The sequence below is a fragment of the Desertibaculum subflavum genome, assembly GCA_003576705.1.
Lineage (GTDB): Bacteria > Pseudomonadota > Alphaproteobacteria > Ferrovibrionales > Ferrovibrionaceae > Desertibaculum > Desertibaculum subflavum.
Genome location: QOZS01000010.1, coordinates 1 through 18156 on the forward strand (window position 1 = coordinate 1; position 18156 = coordinate 18156).

16 protein-coding genes and 1 pseudogene are annotated in these 18156 nt (G+C 68.3%); 7 read left to right on the forward strand and 10 right to left on the reverse strand.

Translation table 11 applies throughout. The features are described 5' to 3' along the window. The 5 genes and pseudogenes from DT074_RS06955 to DT074_RS06975 all read right to left on the reverse strand — a co-directional run. Positions 1 to 544, reverse strand: a pseudogene (locus tag DT074_RS06955) (hypothetical protein); the annotation flags it as partial. Between the two features lie 52 nt (positions 545 to 596). After that, a complete protein-coding gene (locus DT074_RS06960; protein ID WP_119419108.1) occupies positions 597 to 1883 on the reverse strand; it encodes a TRAP transporter large permease in 1287 nt (428 codons plus the stop codon). Then, positions 1865 to 2380: a TRAP transporter small permease gene (locus DT074_RS06965; RefSeq protein ID WP_119419109.1), complete on the reverse strand. Its 516-nt coding sequence runs from the start codon at positions 2378 to 2380 to the stop codon at positions 1865 to 1867. Before DT074_RS06965 ends, DT074_RS06960 begins: the two co-directional genes overlap by 19 nt. 6 nt (positions 2381 to 2386) lie before the next feature. Next, entirely contained in the window at positions 2387 to 3391 is a 1005-nt protein-coding gene (locus DT074_RS06970) for a TRAP transporter substrate-binding protein (protein WP_162914688.1), read from the reverse strand. Positions 3392 to 3580: 189 nt separating this feature from the next. Beyond that, positions 3581 to 4579: an asparaginase gene (locus tag DT074_RS06975; protein WP_119419111.1), complete on the reverse strand. Its 999-nt coding sequence runs from the start codon at positions 4577 to 4579 to the stop codon at positions 3581 to 3583. Positions 4580 to 4680: 101 nt separating this feature from the next. Between DT074_RS06975 and DT074_RS06980 the strand changes: the two genes are divergently transcribed. After that, positions 4681 to 5943 carry a CinA family nicotinamide mononucleotide deamidase-related protein gene (locus DT074_RS06980; protein WP_119419112.1) on the forward strand — a complete coding sequence of 421 codons (1263 nt, stop codon included), beginning with the start codon at positions 4681 to 4683 and terminating at the stop codon, positions 5941 to 5943. Between the two features lie 95 nt (positions 5944 to 6038). Here DT074_RS06980 and DT074_RS06985 read toward each other — a convergent pair whose 3' ends face one another. Next, on the reverse strand, positions 6039 to 6383 hold the full coding sequence (locus DT074_RS06985) for an endonuclease domain-containing protein (protein WP_119419113.1): 345 nt from the start codon (positions 6381 to 6383) through the stop codon (positions 6039 to 6041). Positions 6384 to 6563: 180 nt separating this feature from the next. Here DT074_RS06985 and DT074_RS06990 point away from each other — a divergent pair, with 180 nt between their 5' ends. After that, entirely contained in the window at positions 6564 to 7817 is a 1254-nt protein-coding gene (locus DT074_RS06990) for a hypothetical protein (RefSeq protein WP_162914689.1), read from the forward strand. A 183-nt stretch (positions 7818 to 8000) separates the two neighbouring features. Here the strand turns inward: DT074_RS06990 and DT074_RS06995 are convergent, their stop codons facing one another. Further along, positions 8001 to 9041: a phosphotriesterase family protein gene (locus DT074_RS06995; protein WP_119419115.1), complete on the reverse strand. Its 1041-nt coding sequence runs from the start codon at positions 9039 to 9041 to the stop codon at positions 8001 to 8003. 309 nt (positions 9042 to 9350) lie between these two features. Here DT074_RS06995 and DT074_RS07000 point away from each other — a divergent pair, with 309 nt between their 5' ends. The 5 genes from DT074_RS07000 (at position 9351) to DT074_RS07020 (ending at position 14805) form a co-directional block, all read left to right on the forward strand. Continuing rightward, positions 9351 to 10517 carry a CaiB/BaiF CoA transferase family protein gene (locus DT074_RS07000; protein ID WP_119419116.1) on the forward strand — a complete coding sequence of 389 codons (1167 nt, stop codon included), beginning with the start codon at positions 9351 to 9353 and terminating at the stop codon, positions 10515 to 10517. 33 nt (positions 10518 to 10550) lie between these two features. Then, positions 10551 to 11273, forward strand: a complete 723-nt coding sequence (locus DT074_RS07005) for a glutathione S-transferase family protein (protein WP_119419117.1) — start codon at positions 10551 to 10553, stop codon at positions 11271 to 11273. A 63-nt stretch (positions 11274 to 11336) separates the two neighbouring features. Then, positions 11337 to 12926 carry a GMC family oxidoreductase gene (locus DT074_RS07010; RefSeq protein ID WP_119419118.1) on the forward strand — a complete coding sequence of 530 codons (1590 nt, stop codon included), beginning with the start codon at positions 11337 to 11339 and terminating at the stop codon, positions 12924 to 12926. Then, the gene (locus tag DT074_RS07015) at positions 12923 to 13567 is read left to right on the forward strand and encodes an HD domain-containing protein (RefSeq protein ID WP_119419119.1); all 645 of its coding nucleotides are present in this window, start codon (positions 12923 to 12925) and stop codon (positions 13565 to 13567) included. Before DT074_RS07010 ends, DT074_RS07015 begins: the two co-directional genes overlap by 4 nt. Before the next feature lie 59 nt (positions 13568 to 13626). Further along, positions 13627 to 14805, forward strand: coding sequence for an MFS transporter (locus DT074_RS07020; RefSeq protein ID WP_119419120.1), 1179 nt, complete (start codon positions 13627 to 13629; stop codon positions 14803 to 14805). Here the strand turns inward: DT074_RS07020 and DT074_RS07025 are convergent. From DT074_RS07025 to DT074_RS07035, 3 genes are read right to left on the reverse strand one after another with little or no spacing between them, the layout of a single operon-like run. Next, positions 14783 to 16051: an MFS transporter gene (locus tag DT074_RS07025; protein ID WP_119419121.1), complete on the reverse strand. Its 1269-nt coding sequence runs from the start codon at positions 16049 to 16051 to the stop codon at positions 14783 to 14785. The genes DT074_RS07020 and DT074_RS07025 overlap by 23 nt on opposite strands. A gap of 21 nt (positions 16052 to 16072) precedes the next feature. Continuing rightward, positions 16073 to 16483 carry a cupin domain-containing protein gene (locus DT074_RS07030; protein ID WP_119419122.1) on the reverse strand — a complete coding sequence of 137 codons (411 nt, stop codon included), beginning with the start codon at positions 16481 to 16483 and terminating at the stop codon, positions 16073 to 16075. A 20-nt stretch (positions 16484 to 16503) separates the two neighbouring features. Further along, positions 16504 to 18129 (reverse strand): flavin-containing monooxygenase, encoded by a 1626-nt coding sequence (locus DT074_RS07035; protein WP_119419123.1) that lies wholly within the window; start codon positions 18127 to 18129, stop codon positions 16504 to 16506. Positions 18130 to 18156 lie beyond the last annotated feature (27 nt).

An 18156-nucleotide genomic window follows, 5' to 3' on the forward strand; every position in this document is an offset into this window, starting at 1 on the left:
AGCGCTCCGCCGGCAGCAGCACCGGCTGGTCGTCGCCGAGGCGGCGGGCGCGCACCCAACCGCGCGAGGCGGCCGGCCAGGCGCCCGGCTCGCAGCCGGGAAACGGGTCGATGCGCGGCAGGTCCGGCGGCGCCTCGGCGAGCACCTCGCCCGGCGCCTCGAACTGCGACAGATATTCGACGCCCTCGCCGATGCAGGATTCGAAGGCCGCGCGCAGGCTGGTGCCGGAGCCGGCGAGGCTGCCGACCGGCGCACCGGCATAGGCCGGGCCGAGCGCCGCGGGATCGGCCTCGCCGCCCAGGAACACCAGGCCCGGCGCGGCGCGCGGATGCAGCGCGAAGACGCGCTTGAGCCGCGCAGCGGCGCGGAGCAGCGCGGCCTGGCGGTCGATCTCCGCTGCCGGCGCCGTCGTCGCGGCATCGTCGCCGAGATAGTCGAGCCGCACCAGCAGCCGCCGCGCTTCCGGCTCCGCCGCGGCATCGGCGGGACGTCCCGCCAGCAGGTCGGCGGCGACGGCGAAAAGCTGTTGCGCGGAGATCGTCATGGCCGTCCCAGGCTACGCCAGGACGGCAGCGGCGGTCATATGATTCGATGGCTCACTGCGCGAAGCCGAGCAGGCGCGGCAGGAACAGCGTGAGCTCGGGCAGCACCGCGATCAGCAGCAGCACGACGACGATGGCGGCGAGGAACGGCAGCAGCGGCTTGACCAGCTTCTCCATCGGCAGGCCTGAGATCGCCATGCCGACGAACAGGCAGAGCCCGACCGGCGGGGTGATATGGCCGATCGCCGAGGCGATGACGCAGACCAGGCCGAAATGGATCGGATCGACGCCGGAGGCCTGGGCGACCGGCAGCAGCACCGGAACGCTGACCAGGATGATCTCCGACGGCGTCAGGAAGGTGCCGAGCAGGATGTAGAGCGCGATCACCATGAAGATGAACAGGGTCCAGTGCGGCGCGATGGCGGCGATCGCCTCGGCCACCTGATGCGGGAATTTGGAGTAGGTCAGCACCCAGCCGAAGGCGCCGACGAAGCCGATGATCAGCCCGATCACGCCGGAGAGCCGGGCGGAATCGGCGAAGATCTGCGGCAGCTCGCGCAAGGCCGGCTGGCGGTAGAAGATCGGCGGCACGATCAGCGCATAGACGACCGCCACCGCTGCGGCCTCGGTCGGCGTGAACAGGCCGAAGATGATGCCGCCCATGATGATCACCGGGATCATCAGCGCCGGCGCGGCCGCCCACAGCACGCGCATGAATTCCGGCAGGCTCGGCGGCGGCTCCTTCGGGTAGTTGCGCTTGCGGGCGATGACGAAGACCGGCACCGCCATGCCGATGCCGATCAGGAACCCCGGGATGACGCCCGCGGCGAACATCGCCGCCACCGACTGGTCGGCCATCCAGGCATAGATCACCGCGATGATCGAGGGCGGGATGATCGGCGCCACGACAGCGGTGGCGATGGTCAGGGCGGTGGCGAAGTCGCGGTCATAGCCCTTGCGCTCCATCTGCGGGATCAGGAAGGTGCCGAGCGCCGAGACGTCGGCCACCGCGGAGCCGGAGATGCCGCCGAAGAACATGCTGTCGGCAACGTTCACATAGGCCAGGCCGCCGCGGAACCGGCCGACCAGGGCGGTCGCCAGATCGATGATCACCCGCGCCACGCCGCCGCGCGCCGCGATATTGCCGGCCAGGATGAACAGCGGCGCCGCCAGCAGCAGGTAGGAATCCGAGATCAGGCCGACGAAGCGGGTCGGGATGATGATCGGGTTCAGCGCCGGATAGAGCATGGCGGAAGCCAGCGCGCCGACGCCCAGCGCGATGCTGATCGGCATGCCGAGCAGGATGAAGACGACGAAGACGATCAGGAGCGTTTCTGCCACAGGCTCCTCACGGCGGCGACCAGCTGGCGGAGCATGGGCAGGATGATCAGCACGGCGCCGACCGGAATGGCGGCGAACACATAGCCGAGCGGCAGTTCCAGACCGGCGCTGGTCTGCAGCTGCGCGTTCGGCACCAGGACGAAGCTGAGCTTGATCAGATAGACGAAGAGGGCGATGCCGACCACGGTGGTGAAGGCGATCACCAGCGCCCGCGAGCGCGGCCCGAGCAGGTTGATGAAGAAGTCGAGCACCGTGTGCTCGCCGCGCTGCATCGCCGCCGCGGCGCCGATCATGATCAGCCAGACGAACAGATAACGCGGCACCTCCTCCAGCCCGTCGATGCCGGTCCGGCCGAGGAAGCGCAGCACCACCTGGATGAAGACCGCCGCGGTCATGACGGCGAGAATGATCCCGCCGACATGGCCGAGGCCGTCATAGGCGCGGCCCCAGATGCCGCCCCGTTCAGGTTCGGCCGGGCCCTCCGGATCGGCCGCCATGCGGCGCTATTTCACCGCCAGGATGAAGTCGACCATCTTCTTGGCGTCCTTGCCGGCGGGCGTGGCGTAGAACTCCTCGTAGACGCTCTTGGTCGCGTCGCGGAACGGGCCCGCATCCGGCTTGGTGATGGTGACGCCCTTGGCCTTCACCTGATCCTGGATCGACTTGTCCTCGTCCAGGATGAACTTGCGATTGAACGTGCGTGCCTGCATCCAGGCGTCGTTGATCGCCTTCTGCCCGGCCGCGTCCTGCTTCGCCCACGACGCCTTCGACATGACCAGCGCCACCGCCTGATGCGTGTGCCGCACATCGGCGACGTACTTCACGATGTCGTAGAACTTGTTGTGGTAGAAGGTGTTGACGCCGCCCTCGGCGAACTCGATCACCTTGGTCTGCAGCGCCGTCGCGACCTCGGGGAAGGCGATCGGCGTCGAGATCATGCCGAGCGCCTTGAAGGTGGCGACCAGGATCTTGTCCTCCTGCACCCGCACCTTCTTGCCCTTCACGTCGGCGATGCTGTTGATCGGGTGATGGCCGTAGATGCCGCGATAGCCGGCGGCGATGAAGCCGACCAGCTTGAAGCCCTTCTTGTCCAGCACGCCGGCGTAATAGCCGGTCAGCGTGTCGGAACCGTCCAGCGCTTTGAACACGTGGTCGTAGTCGCGGAAGATATAGGGCAGCTGGAACACCGACAGCTCCGGCACCAGGGTCGAGAGCGGCGCCGTGGTGATCGGGCCGAAATCGACCGCGCCGAGCTGGATCTGCTGCGCCACCTCGCGCTCGCCGCCGAGCGCGCCGGAATGGTGGTGCGTCACCTTGATCTTGCCGCCCGAGGCCTGGCCGAGCTTGTCGATGAATTCCTGCGCGGCGAGCGAGGTGCCGTGCTTCGGCGGATTGACATTGCCCATCGTCATGTCGGCGGCCTGGGCGGTGAACTGGGCCGTGAAGGCCGTGGCGAGCGACATGGCGAGCCCGATGGCGAGCGGGCGCAACGAATGGATCGTGGTCATGACCATCTCCCCCCTGTGCTTCGGCTGCTGCTGACGCACTCGACAGCTGCCGACAGACGGCGCCATCGCCTTTTATGCTTCGGCCACACCGGTGGCCGCGGTCGCTTGATCGACGGGGCATCATCCTCGTGGATGGCGCGGCCTCCGGTCAAGGGTGTTATCGATAATGCCCATCGCTGCAATGCCCGGCTAATACTCTTGAAACATGCGCGCGAGCTCCGCCTTGTCCTGCGTGCACGTCAGGCCCAGCATCAGCAGGATGCGCGCCTTCTGCGGCGTCAGGCTGTCGGCGCCGAGCATGCCCTTCGAGCGCAGGTAGTTGCGCGGGGTGACGCGGCCGCTGCCGACCCGGCTCGACTGCACCACCACGATGTCCTTCGCCGCCGCTTCCAGCGCCGCGCGCTCCAGCACCGTCGGCATGCCCGGCGCGAAGCCGGCGGAGACGATGCCCTTGGCGCCGACGGCGATCGCCGCATTGACCATCGTCGCATCCGCCCCGGCATAGGAGAGCACGATATCGACCCGCGGCAGCTCCGCGATCCCGGCGAGGTCGAACTCGGTGTCCGGCGCATGCCGGCGTGTCGGCGCGCGGTAGAAGAACACGCCATCGCCGTCGACATGGCCGAGCGCGCCGAAATCCGGGCTACGGAAGGTTTGCAGGCGCAGGGTTGACGTTTTCGCGACGTCCCGCGCGGACTGGATCTCGTCGTTCAGGCAGACCAGCACGCCCTTGCCCCGCGCCGCCGCACTGCCGGCGACGCGCAGCGCGCCGACCAGATTCATGCCGGCATCGGTGCCGAGCGCCGAGGCCGGCCGCTGCGCGCCGACCAGCACGACGGGCAAATCGATCTTCAGCGCGAGGTGCAGGAAATAGGCGGTCTCCTCCAATGTCGCGGTGCCGTGGGTGACGACGAAGCCGGCAAGGTCCGGCTCGCGCGCCGCCGTGTCGTGGATCAGCTTGAGCAGTTCCAGCCATTGCTTCGGCCCGATCGCCGGGCTCGGCACCGCCGAATAGCGGATCGGCAGAACGTCGGCGACCGATGCGCACTCCGGGAAGCGCGCCACCAGCGCGTCGGACTCCATCTTCTTGCCGGTGTCCGAATAGTTCAGCACATCCAGACTGTCATGCCCGATGGAGGAGATGGTGCCGCCGGTGCCGATCACCGCGACGCGGGGAAGCTTTGCCATGCCCGAGAGATCCAGTTGTTCAATGCCAGGTGATTATAGCCTGCGCTGACGGCGCGGGTCGCGCCTGCTACACAGGAACATCGGAGAACAGGGCGGAACGCATGCTGATCGAGGTCATCTGCACCGGCGACGAGATCCTCACCGGCAAGACCATCAACACCAATTACAGCCACACGGCGCGCCGGCTCGGCGATCTCGACCTCGAAGTGCGCTGGGGCACCACGGTGGGCGACGACCGCGAGACGCTTCTGGCCGCGTTCCGCCAGGCCGCCACGCGCGCCGATGCGGTGATCGTCAATGGCGGCCTCGGGCCGACGGTCGACGACCTGTCGCAGGAGATCGCCGCCCAGGCCGCCGGCGTCGAGCTCGTGCTGCACGAAGGCTGGCATGCCCGCATGCTGGAATTCTACCAGCGCCGCGGCCGCGTCATGCCGCCCAACAACCGGAAGCAGGCCATGCTGCCCGAGGGCGCGGAGATGATCGACAACCCGATCGGCACCGCTTGCGGCTTCGCGGTGACGATCGGCAAGACGCGGTTCTTCTTCACCCCCGGCGTGCCGCGCGAGCTGCGCCGCATGCTGGACGAGCAGGTGATCCCGCGCCTGCTCGCGCAGAGCGGCCGCAAGAGCGTGACGCGCCTCAAGCGCTTCCACACTTTCGGCATCGGCGAGAGCCGCGCCGACGAGATGCTGTCGGGCGTCGAGGCATTGGCACCAGGCGGCGGCGTCAAGCTCGGCTTCCAGGCGCATTACCCGCAGCTCGAGACCAAGCTCGCCGCCCGCGGCGCCGACCAGGCCGGCCTCGACCGCGATCTCGCGCCGGTGGAGGCGGCGGTGCGCCAGCGCCTCGGCAATTTCATCATCGCCGAGGACGAGCAGACCCTCGAAGGCAACCTGCTCGCGAGCCTGGCGAAGCTGCAGGGCTCGCTCGCCGTGGCGGAGATGTTCACCGGCGGCACCGTCGCCGCGCGCATCGCGCCGCTCGACGGCGCCGAGCGCGTGTTCCGCCGCGGCGTGGTGGCGCGCGACCTGGACGAGCTCTGCCGCAGCACCGGCGCGCCTTCGCATTCGGCGGCGACGCCGGAGGCTGCCATCGCCGTCGCCCGCGCGCTGCGGGCGTCGAGCGACGCGAGCCACGCCCTCGCCGTGCTGATCGATCTCGACCAGGGCGCCGACCGGCTCGAATTCGGCGGCAATATCTGCATCGGCATCGCCGACGCCGCCACCGCCCTCGCCCGCCCGGCCCGCCTGCTCGGCGGCCGCGACTGGGTCCGCATCGGCGCCGCCGAACTCGCCCTCGACGCGCTCAGGCGCCATCTCGCCGGCCTGCCGGTCGACGAGCGGATCGATTTCGAGCGGCGGTGAGGCAGTGAAAGCCCTCTCTGCCCCTCAGGGGCGGAGAGGGTTTGGGAGAGGTGGGGCGTGCCGCTTCTCGACGATCTCGGCTCCCAATCGCCCGATCAGCCGACCACGCGCTCGATCTCCTGCACCACGCCGTCCAGGTTCGTCAGGATGTCGTAGTTCCAGAATCGAATGACCAGCCAGCCTCGCGACATCAGATCCTGCGTGCGCCGCTCGTCGGCGGCACGTTTTTCTTCGGCGTGCTGTCCGCCATCGATCTCGATGACGAGCCGTGCGCCAGGACAGGCAAGATCGGCGACATAGGGGCCGATCGGGTGTTGCCGGCGAAACTTGTGACCGTTGAGCATCTTCCGCCGCAGCAGATTCCATAGCAGCGTTTCGGCTTCCGTCGCATCGCGCCGGAGTTTCTGTGCGCGGCGTGTTCGGCCTCGAGGTTGCGGCATTGGAGGATGATATCTCGTCTCCGCGGCGGTCGTCGGAAGTCAGCCGTTCTGCCGGCGGATGGCCCACCTCCCCTAAATCCCCTCCGCCCTAAGGGCAGAGGGGGCTTTAGTCTCTGACGGCTAATATTGCTTCTGGTGCATATTTATTGTATCATACGTCATTTCATAATGGAAGCCGCCATGTCCGATGCCCATATTCCCCGGAAGCGCTCGCTGGCCGAGTGGTCCTACCTCTACCGCCGGGAGCATGTGCTCCGCGCCGTGCGCCATCCCGCCCTCACCCCGGCGGCCAAGCAGGTGCTGGTCGCGCTCAGCGTCGCGGCGGACGATCCGTTCATCCTGCCGGAGCGGCCGCCGGTCCGGGCGCTGGCGCGGCACCTGGCCTTGGCCGAGCGGACGGTGCGGCAGGCGATCGCCGAACTGGTCGAGCAGCTCTGCCTGACCTTGCGGCCGAACGGGCATTTCTTCCGCCCCGGCGAGGGGCCGCCAACAGATCCCGCCGAGCAGCCCGAGCTCGCCCGCGAATGGGCCTTCCTCGCCGAGGCCCGCGCCGACCCGAGCCGGGCGGAGCATGTCGCCATGCTGGCGAGCCTGCGCGACCGGGCGGTGGCGGCCAAGCGGATCGCCACCGCCGTCTCGGCCGAGCGGGCGCTGGGGCGGGTGTTGGCGGAACAGATGCGCCGCGGCGAGGCGCTGACGACCGAGGAACAGATGCGCCGCACGCCATCCGCCGCCGATGAGGACGAGGCCTCGCTCGGCATGCCCGAGACGGCCACCCTGATCCTGGTCGCCAAGGTCAATGCCGACCGCGCGCTCGGCCCCGCCGCGCGGCATGCCCTGATCGAGGTGATGCTCGACCGCGCCGACGACCCGGTCGATTTCCCCGAGGACGACCGCGACAAGAGCTGGTCCTACCGCATATCCCGCCGCCACGGCATCACGGTGCGGGGCGCCCGCAAGGCGCTGGCCGAGCTCGAGGATCTCCGCCTGATCGCCCAGGCCAACGGCGATGTCTGCGTCTATGAGAGCCGGCTCGAGGAACGGATGCGCCGCGGAACCGATGCGCCGTCGCGGATGCCGCTCTGCGAAGGCCTCGACCCGCTGCGCGCGCATCGCTACCGGCTGGAGCGCCTGCGCGACCTCGCGCTGGAGCAGGGCCTCGTCTCCACCGCCCTCGTCGCCCAGCGCGCCATCGGCCGCGCGCTCGACCTCTCCGAGGCGATGACGGAAACGGCGCAGCAAGCGGCGGCGCCGATCGCAGAGCCGGCCCCCAAGCCCGCACCACAGCCGGCGCCACCGCGCATCGATGTGCTCGGCTTCGTCCGCCACCTGCTCGACATCGATCCCGCAATGGGCCCGGCGATCGCCGACGTCATGGCCGAGATCCGCAACCTGCCGCAGCCCGAACCTGCAATGGCACAGGCCGCCGAGTGAAGCCCTCCCTCGGCGAAGCCGGGGGAGGGTTTGGGTGGGGGTTTTTGTGTTTTTCCTCAGCCCTCGCGCCACGGATGAGCAAAACACAAAAACCCCCTCCCAGCCTCCCCCAACAAGTTGGGGGAGGAGCTGTCTCCGCGTGCCTCCGTGCTCTCCGTGTCCTCCGTGGTGAAACGAGACTGCCTACACGAAGGTCAGCAGCCGGCGCGGATTGCGCACCAGGATGGCGTCCACCTCGTCGTCGGTGAAGCCGCGGCGGCGCATCATCGGCACCACGTTGCGGAAGATGTGGCCGTAGCCATGGCCGCCGAACCGGGTGAGCCGCGTGAGGTAGCAGATGTCGTGCGAGATGACGACGCGATCCAGGTGGCCGTGGTCGATGAGGGAACGGATATGCCGCAGCCGATGCGCGTCGTTCGGCATGTCGATGTCGGAGAGCGCGTAGAACGAGTTCTCCTGCCCGAACAGGTCGAACTCGATGGTCACGCCGGTATCGGCGAGCTTCAGCAAACGATCGGTGTCGAAGATGGTGCGGTCGATATGGCTGATCACCACGCGGTCGAGATCGCGGCCCTGGCCGCGGATGAAATCCGCCACTTCCTGCGGCTGGTCGGGATCGCGGCCGGGATGCACGTTGATGGCGGCGCCGGTCTCGGCCTGCGCGATCAGCGCGCCCTGCATCACCCGGCGCTCCAGCGCCGTCCACGGCGCGCTGCAGCCGATCTCGCCGATCATGCCGGCGCGGACCGGGGTGCCCCAGGCGCCGGTCATCACCTGGCCGATCATCTCGCTCGCGAAGTCGTCGACCGAGCGGTCGTGATTGCGCGGGTCCTGGTACGGCTCGACATAATGGCCGCAGCCCATGACGATGTTGACGCCGGTGCCTTCGGAGACGGCCATCAGGCCGAGCGGATCGGGGCGCAAGCCCCCGCAGGTCAGCTCCACGATGGCGCCGCCGCCGACATCGCGCATGCGCGCAACCTCGTCGATGGCGACGGCCACGTCTTCCAAGTGATAGTTCCGCGGATGGCTGATCTCGCCGTAATTGTACTGCCAGACGTTGTCGAGGCTGATCTCCGGCCCCTGGTCGTTGCTGCCCCGCATCTTCGGGCGGGTGATGTCCCACAGCACGTGCTCGTGCATCAGGGTCGCGCCGAGCTTCGCGGGCTCGATCGGCCCGCGCACCGTCATGATCCTGCCGCGGATCGCATCCCGTCCTGGCATCGCTTCACTCCCCTACACACCCACGCAAATCCTAGCCCAAACGAAGAAGGGCCGCCCCTGCGGGCGGCCCTTCCATTGTCAGACCTCGCGGCCCTCGAACAGGACCGGAGCGTCGCTCAGGCGGAGTGGAACTCCGCGGCGACAATCCAGGTCCCGGCAAGCGATGGCCGCAGATGACAATGAGACACTGGATCACCTCCTTTCCTTGTTGAAGACGACGTCACACTATAGGCAACTCGGAATCCGCCCCACAAGTCCCAAGACAGCGCCCCGGGGCCAATATGAACAACTTTTCACCTGAGGAAGCGCATGACCCAACCGCTTAAGGGCATCAAGGTTCTGGAGATCGGCCAGGCCTATGCCGGCCCGCTGGCCGGGGCCATCCTCGGCGATATGGGCGCCGAGGTGGTGAAGGTGGAAAAGCCGGATGGCGGCGACGACGCCCGCCTCTGGGGCCCGCCCTTCATCGACGGCGACAGCCTGATGTTCCGCGCCAACAACCGGAACAAGAAGTCGGTCACGCTCGACATCAAGTCCAAGGCCGATATCGCGCGCATCAAGGCGCTGGCGGCCGAGAGCGACATTCTGATCCAGAACCTGCGCCCCGGCATCGTCGAGGAATGCGGCATCGGGCCGGAGGCGCTGCTGGCAGCGAACCCGCGGCTGATCTACTGCTCGATCTGGGCCTTCGGCTATCAGGGGCCCTTGCGTATGGCGCCCGGCTTCGATCCCCTGCTGCAGGCCTATTCCGGCCTGCTGCTGATGAACGGGCGCGAGGGCGATCCGCCCACCTTCGCCGCGCCGGCGATCAACGACGCCGCCACCGGCATGTGGTGCGTGATCGGCGCGCTCGCCGGCCTGCAACAGCGCAACTCCACCGGCCGGGGCTGCGTCATCGACACCTCCCTGTTCGAGACGGCGGCGAGCTGGGTCTCCGGCGGGCTGCACAGCTATTTCCTCAACGGCACGGTGCCGAAGCGGCACGGCGTGGCGAGCGCGGTGCTGACGCCCTATCAGACCTTCGACACCGCCGACCGGCCGATCTGCATCGCCGCCGGCAACGACCGTCTGTTCGTCAAATTGGCCCAGGTGCTGGGCCATCCGGAATGGTGCCAGGACCCGCGCTTCGCCGACGGGCGCAAGCGCACCGAGAACCGCGCCGCCATGGTCGCCACCATGCAGCCGGTGCTGAAGCAACGCACGCGCGCCGAATGGATGGCCCTGATCGAGAAGGCCGGCGTGCCCTGCGCGCCGGTCAACGACGTCGGCGAGCTCGCACAGTCGGAGCAGCTGAAGGCGATGGACGTGATGCGCACCCTGCCGAAGAGCGGCGCCAAGGTGGTGGGCCTGCCGATCTCCTTCGATCGCCAGCGGCCGGTGCCGCGGATGGATTCACCGAAGCTCGGCGAGCACAATGACGAGATCTTGAGTGCGGTGGACGCGCGATTGACCAAGGACGCAAGCCGAACCAGATAGCTCGCGAGGCATTTCTAACCGAGGGGAGAGCACATGATCGAGCTGCACTACTGGCCGACGCCGAACGGCAAGAAGGTGACCATCCTGCTGGAAGAGCTGGGCATGCCCTACAAGATCGTGCCGGTGAACATCCAGCAGGGCGCCCAGTTCGAGACGCCGTTCCTCAAGATGAACCCGAACCACCGCATGCCGGTGATGGTGGATACGGAGCCGAAGGGCGGCGGCGCGCCGATCAGCGTGTTCGAGTCGGGCGCCATCATGATGTACCTGGCCGAGAAGGCCGGGAAGTTCTGGCCGCAGGATCCGCGCGGCAAGTACGAAGTCACGCAATGGGTGATGTGGCAGATGGCCAACCAGGGCCCGAAGCTCGGCGAGGTCGGCCACTTCCTACGCCTCGGCGATCGCGAGGGCGATCAGACCTATGCCAACCGGCGCTTCGGCGACGAGGCGAACCGCCTCTACGGCGTGCTGAACTACCGCCTCGCCGACCGCCGCTATCTCGCCGGCGACGAGTACACCATCGCCGACATGATCTGTTACCCCTGGACGGTGAACTGGAAATTCCAGGGCCAGAACATCGAGGAGTTCAAGCACTTCAAGCGCTGGTTCGAGGAGCTCGGCGCGCGGCCCGCGGTGCAGAAGGGCATGGCGGTCGGCAGCGACCTCTCGGTCGACGTGACCAAGCTGCCGCCCGAGGAACAGGCCCGCATCCGCAAGCGCATGTACAACCAGCGCGCCATTCCCGCGCCGGCGTAAGCAGCTCCCCTCTCTCTCAACGAAGGAGAGGGCTCAACGAAAAGAAGTGGGGGGAAACGCGCGATGGAGGAGTTCGACTATGTGATCGTCGGCGCCGGCTCGGCGGGCGCGGTGCTGGCCCACCGTCTGACCGAGGACGGCAAGGCCAAGGTGCTGCTGGTCGAAGCCGGCAAGGCAAGCCATCCCTATTCACGGCTGCCGGCGAGCTTCGGCCTCTTGATCGACCATCCCGGCGCCAACTGGCGCTTCCTCTCCGACCCGGAGCCGGGCACCGGCAACCGGCAGATCCCGGTGCCGCGCGGCAAGCTGCTCGGCGGGTCGAGCGCGATCAACGGCCTGGTCTTCGTGCGCGGCCAGCCGCTCGACTACGACACCTGGGCGCAGATGGGCAATCGCGGCTGGAGCTATGACGACGTGCTGCCGCTGTTCCGCCGCATGGAGACCTATGAGAGCGGATCGGGCGAGCATCGCGGGACCGGCGGGCCCTTGCGGGTGAGCGTGGTGCCGGACCAGAACCCGCTCTACGACGCCCTCTTCGCCGCGGCCGGCCATGCCGGCTTCCGCCGCAACGACGACTATAACGGCCGCGACCAGGAAGGCATCGCCAAGACCCAGGCGACCATCTCGCGCGGCCGCCGCATGAGCACTGCCTTCACCTATCTCAAGCCGGCGATGCAGCGTCCCAATCTCAAGGTGGTGACCGAGGCGCTGACCCTCGGCGTCACGCTCGACGGCCGGCGCTGCACCGGCATCCGCTACGAGCAGGGCGGGCAGGTGACGGAAGTGCGCGCCCGCCGCGAGGTGCTGCTCTGCGCCGGCGGCGTCTCCTCGCCGCAGATCCTGGAGCTTTCCGGCATCGGCAATCCGGAGCTGCTGGCCCGCCACGGCATCGCGGTGCGCCACGCGCTGCCGGCGGTCGGCGAGAACTTCCGCGATCACATCGCCGCCCGCATCATCTGGAAGGTGAAGGTGCCGGAGGTGTCCTACAACCATCGTGCCCGCGGCCTCAGGCTGCTACGCGAGGTGGCGCATTACCTCGCTTCCGGCGGCGGCTTCCTCAGCCTGCCTTCGGCGCCGCTGGTCGCCTTCCTGAAGACGCGGTCGGAGCTCGCCTCGCCCGACATCCAGCTGCATCTCGTGCCCTATTCGGTGAAGGACCCGAAGCGGCGCAAGCTGCAGACCTTCCCGTCGATGACCGTCGCCTGCTATCAGCTCCGCCCGGAGAGCCTGGGCTCGATCCACATCCGCTCATCCGACCCCAAGGCGCAGCCGGCGATCCGCTTCAACTTCCTGTCGGATCCGATCGACCGCCGCACCATGGCCGACGGCTTCCGCATCATGCGCCGCATCGTGGAATCGCCGCCGATGGACCCCTACCGCGCCGAGGAATTCTCGCCCGGCAAGGAGGTCTCGACCGACGAGGAGATCATCGCCTGGATGCGCGCGAAGTCGGAGACCGCCTATCACCCGATCGGCACCTGCCGCATGGGACCGGGCCCGAACGCCGTGGTAGACGAGCGTCTCAAGGTGCACGGCATCGAGGGCCTGCGCGTCGCCGACGGCTCGATCATGCCGACCATGGCTTCCGGCAACACCAACGCCGCCTGCATCATGATCGGCGAGAAGGCCGCCGACCTGGTGCGTGCGGCATGAGCTTCGCGCCCTACGCCGCGCTCGCCAGCGCGCTCCTGCCGCAGGTGCAGGCGGCGACCGACGGCGCGCACGATCTCGCCCATCTGCAGCGCGTATGGGGGAACGTCCGCGCCATCAGCGCCGAAGAAGGCGGCGACGGCGAGATCCTGGCGGCGGCAAAGTTGCTGCACGACTGTGTCGGCGTCGAGAAGGATTCGCCGCTGCGCGCTCAGGCCTCGCGGCTCGCCGCTGCGCGCGCGGCCGATCTGTTGCGTGCGCGCGAATGGCCGGAAGATCGCGTGGCGGCGGTCGCGCATGCGATCGAGGCGCATAGCTTCTCGGCCGGCATCGCGCCGACGACGCCGGAGGCCCGCATCCTGCAGGATGCCGACCGTCTGGACGCGATCGGCATGGTCGGCGTCGCACGCTGCTTCTACATCGCGGGCCGGATGGGCAGCGCGCTCTACGATGCCGCCGATCCTGAGGCGCGCCATCGCTCCTATGACGACACGCGCTTCGCCATCGACCACTTCCAGACCAAGCTCCTCGGCCTCGCCGCCGGATTTCAAACCCGTTCGGGCGCCAGGCTCGCCGCCGAGCGGCACGCCCGGCTCCGCCGTTTCCTCGACGAATTCATGCAGGAGGTCGGCTGTGCGGCATAGTGCTTGCAGCGCCCTCCCACGGCCTTACCTTTCGGCATGCTCTGCATCGTCGCCCCGTCGTGAACCCGCTCGCCATCGCCGTCATCGCCATGCTGGTGCAGCAGGCCTTCTCCTATATGGCGGGCCTGATCATGCCGGTCTCGGCGCCGGTGGTGGCGCGCGAGCTCGGCCTGAATCCCGCACTGGTCGGCGCCTTCACCGGCATCACCTTTGCCGCCGGCGCCTGCTCGCAGCTCGCCTGCGGACCGTTCATCCAACGGCACGGCCCGCTCCGCATCAGCCAGGTCTGCCTCGCGACGATGGCCGCCGGATTGCTGCTGATCACCAGCGGCGCGCTCGGCCTGATCGCCGTGGCGGCAATCATGATCGGCCTCAGCGCCGCGCCGGCCACCCCGGCCAGCTCGCAGATCCTGGCGCGGCTCAGCCCGCCGCATCTGGCGCCGCTGCTGTTCTCGATCAAGCAGACCGGCGTGCCGGTCGGCGCCATGCTCGCCGGTGCGATCGTGCCGCTGGCGGTGGCATGGCTCGGCTGGCGCGGCGGCTTCATCGTCGGCGCCGCGATCTGCCTCGCGCTTGCCGCGGCGCTGCAGCCGCTGCGCGCCGGCTTCGACAAGGAGCGCGACCCGACGGCGCGGTTCTCCGGCCATGCCGTGCTGGAGACGCTGCGCGAGGTGCTGCGCACGAGCGAGCTGCGGGTGCTCGCCATCACCGCCTTCGCCTTCGTCGGGCTGCAGTCGGTGTTCGCCTCGTTCTTCGTGATCTACCTGACCGGCCCGCTCGGCCATGACCTCGCCACCGCCGGCCTCGCCTTCTCGGTGGCGCAGGGCATCGCCATCCCGGCCCGCATTTTCTGGGGCTGGATCGGCAGCCGCATCGCACCGCGCTTCGTCCTCGCGGGGCTCGGCATCGGCATGATCCTGTCCTCGATCGTGCTCGGCCTGACCGGCGCCGCCTGGTCGCTCACCGCCGTGATCCTTGTCGGCTGCGCCTATACCGCGACCGCGGTCAGCTGGCACGGCGTGCTGCTGTCGGAGGTGGCGCGCCTCGCGCCGCGCGAGCGGATCAGCAACACGACCGGCGGCGTCTTGTCTTTCGGCAGCGCCGGTATGGCGCTGTTCCCGCTCGGCTTCGGCGCCATCCTGGGCGCGACCGGCACCTATTCCTGGGGCTTCTTCCTGGCAGCGCTGCCGGCGACGATCGCGACCGGCCTGCTGCTCAGGCCGCCGCGCGCGCCTTGAGCTCGTCGCTCGGCCTGATGTCCTTGGAGCGGCTGTACACCGCGACCGCGACCACCAGCACCACGGCCAACACGCCAAACAGGGTGCGGTACGCGATCTCCGGCCGGGCGCCGCCGGGCAGCCGCTCGAAGGCGCCGATGATGAAGCCGGAGACCGACTGCATGCAGGCCACGCCGAGCATGACCGATGTGTTGAGGGTGGCGATGCCGCGGCCGACCAGCCGGTCGGCGAAGGTGGCGCGGCCATGCGCCAGCACCATGGTGCTGGACGGACTGATCAGCCCGATGCCGACGATCACGCCCACGGCGAGCCAGAGCGGCGGCGCCGGGGTGAGCGCCATCACCGCGTTCATGCCGGCGATGACCAGGGTGCCGATGATGGCGATGCGCTTGCGGGTGTCGAACACCCGGTCAAGCGGCCCGATCACCAGCTGGCCGATCATGTAGGCCACCACGGCGGCGAGCAGCACGTTGCCGAACGCCGTCTTGGTAAGGCCGTGCACCTCCTGCAGATACGGCCCGCCCCACAGCCCCTGGATGGTGAAGGTGCAGGCGTAGTTGCAGAAGTTGAGCGCCATGATGAAGGGGAGCTGCGGGTTGCGGAACACCTCGGTGAGGCCGCGCGCGACGCTCGCGATCGACTCCCGCTCGCGGGCGAGGAAGGGATGGCCGGGCGGCGCGTCGCGCACGATCAGCCAGACCGCGATGGCGGCGATGGCGGTGAACACCACCATGCCGGCGAAGGCGGTGCGCCAGCCCACCGTCTCGCTCGCCAGCGCCAGCGGCGTGGTGGCGATCAGGTTGCCGACCAGGCCGATCGACAGCACCATCGAGGACAGCGTGGCGAAGCGGTCGGACGGGAACCAGCGCGAGATCACCACCATGCTGCCGATCAGCATGACGCCGAAGCCGGCCCCCATCAGCGCCCGGCCGACCAGCAGCGTCGTCGGATCGCGCGCGAGGGTGAACACGGTGCCGCCGGCGATGGCGATCAGCAGCATGGCGAACACCGTGCGGCGCGGGCCGTAGCGGTCGAACAGGATGCCGCAGGGAATCTGCATCGCCGAGAAGCCGAAGAAGAAGGCGCCCGTCAGGGCGCCCAAGGCTTCCGGGCCGATGCCGATATCGCGCATCAGGTCGAGGCCGATGGTCGCGTTGGCGGCGCGGAAGAAGTGGCTGGCAACGTAAGCCGTGGCGAGCGTCGCGACGATGACGATCGCCTGGCGCCGCAGCGTGGGCGTCAGCATGCTGCTGGGTATTCTGTCTTGTTAGGCCAGCGTGTCCGGCTTGGCGCAGGCGACGGTGCCCATATCGGCCGGTACCGAGAGCTCCAGGATTTCGAGATCGTCGGAGGTCGCGATCTCGTTGTGCCGGAGCCCGCCGGGAATGAACAGCGACTCGCCCTCAGCGAGGCGGATCGTCTCCCCGGTCTCGAACTCCAGGTCGACCCAGCCCTTCAGCGCGTAGACGAACTGGCCCTCGCAGGTGTGATAGTGCCAGCCGGTCGGCTCGGTCATGCCCTCGATCGCCGTCATGGTCTGGGCGCGCAGTTTGCCCTGGCTCGCGGCGCCGACGCCGAGATCGCGATAGGTGAAGAAGCGCCGCCGGCCCGGCACGGAAGGCGCCGAGGCGGCGGTCGCATGCGCCAGCTGCATCGCCGGCCTGGTCATGGTTGTCATGTTCCCTCCGTTTATTCTGGTCAGGCGACGGCGAAGCCCTCGTAGCCGTTCGCCACCACGTCCTGGCATTTCTGCACATAGGCCGGGAAGCCGCCGATATAGGGCATGAAGATGCGCGGCTTGCCGGGGATGTTGGCGCCGACATACCAGGAACTGCAGGTCGAGCGCAGCGTCACACCGGCGACCTCGCGAACATGGCCGACCCAGGCCTCCTCCGCATCGACCGTCGCCTCAAGCTCGCGGCGGCCCTGGGCGCGAAGATGGGCCAGACAGTCGGCGATCCATTCCACATGCTGCTCGATCGAGGGCAGCATGTTGGTCAGCACCGACGGGCTGCCCGGGCCGGTGATGGTGAAGAGGTTGGGAAAGCCCGCGATGGTGAGGCCGAGATAGCTGCGCGGCCCTTCCGCCCACTTGTCCTTCAGCGGGCGCCCGCCGCGGCCGCGGATATCGATGCGGAGCAGCGCGCCGGTCATGGCGTCGAAGCCGGTGGCGAAGACGATGGCATCGACCTCGTAGTCGCGCCCCGCAACGCGGAGTCCGGTCGGCGTGATCTCCTCGATCGGCGTCTCGCTAACATCGACGAGGGTGACGTTCGGCCGGTTGAAGGTGGCGTAATAGTCGGTATCGACGCAGAGCCGCTTGCAGCCGATCACGTTCTTGGGCGACAGCAACTCGGCCACCTTCGGGTCCTTGACGATCGCGCGGATCTTGTCGCGCACGAAGTTTGCCGCCAGCTCGTTCGCCTCCGCCTTCAGCAGCAGGTCGATATAGGAACCCATGAAGGGGATGCCGCCTTCCGCCCAGCGCCGCTCGAACTCTTGCTGGCGCTCCTCCTCCGACACTCCCAGCGCCGAGCGCATGTTGATGCGGAGATCGATGCCGGCGGGCAAGGTCTTGGCGCGTGCGCGCATGGCGGGATAGTCCGCCTTCACGGCGCGCTTGTATTCGGGATCAAGCGGGCGGTTACGCGCCGGCACGGTGTAGTTCGGCGTGCGCTGGAACACGTAGAGGTGCTTCGCCTGCTCGGCGACGATCGGGATCGACTGGATGGCGGAAGAGCCGGTGCCGATCACCGCGACGCGCTGGTCGGAAAAGTCGACGCCTTCATGCGGCCAATGGCCGGTGTGGTAGGTCGCGCCTTTGAAGCTGTCGATGCCCTTGATGCCGGGCTTGTTGGAGGCCGAGAGGCAGCCGGTCGCCATGACCACGAAGCCGGCCGAGACGCGATCGCCCTGGTCGGTCGTGACGGTCCAACGCGCCGTGCCTTCGTCGTAATGCGCCGCGGTCACGCGGGTGTTGAAACGGATGTCGCGCTTCAGGTCGAAGCGATCGGCGACGTGATTGGCATAGGCGAGGATCTCGGGCTGCGGCGCGTAGCGCTCGGTCCATTCCCAGTCCTGCTGCAGCTCGGGCGAGAACTGGAAGGAGTACTGCATGCTCTCGACGTCGCAGCGCGCGCCGGGATAGCGGTTCCAGTACCAGGTGCCGCCGACGCCGCTGCCGGTCTCGAACACGCGCACTGTAAAGCCCATGCCGCGCAGGCGATGCAGCATGTACATGCCGGCGAAGCCGGCGCCGACCACCACCACGTCGACCGTCTGCGTCGCGCCGTTCACGGCTTCCTTGTTGTCTGACGCCTGCATATTTCCTCCGTCACTTTCTTGCTTGTA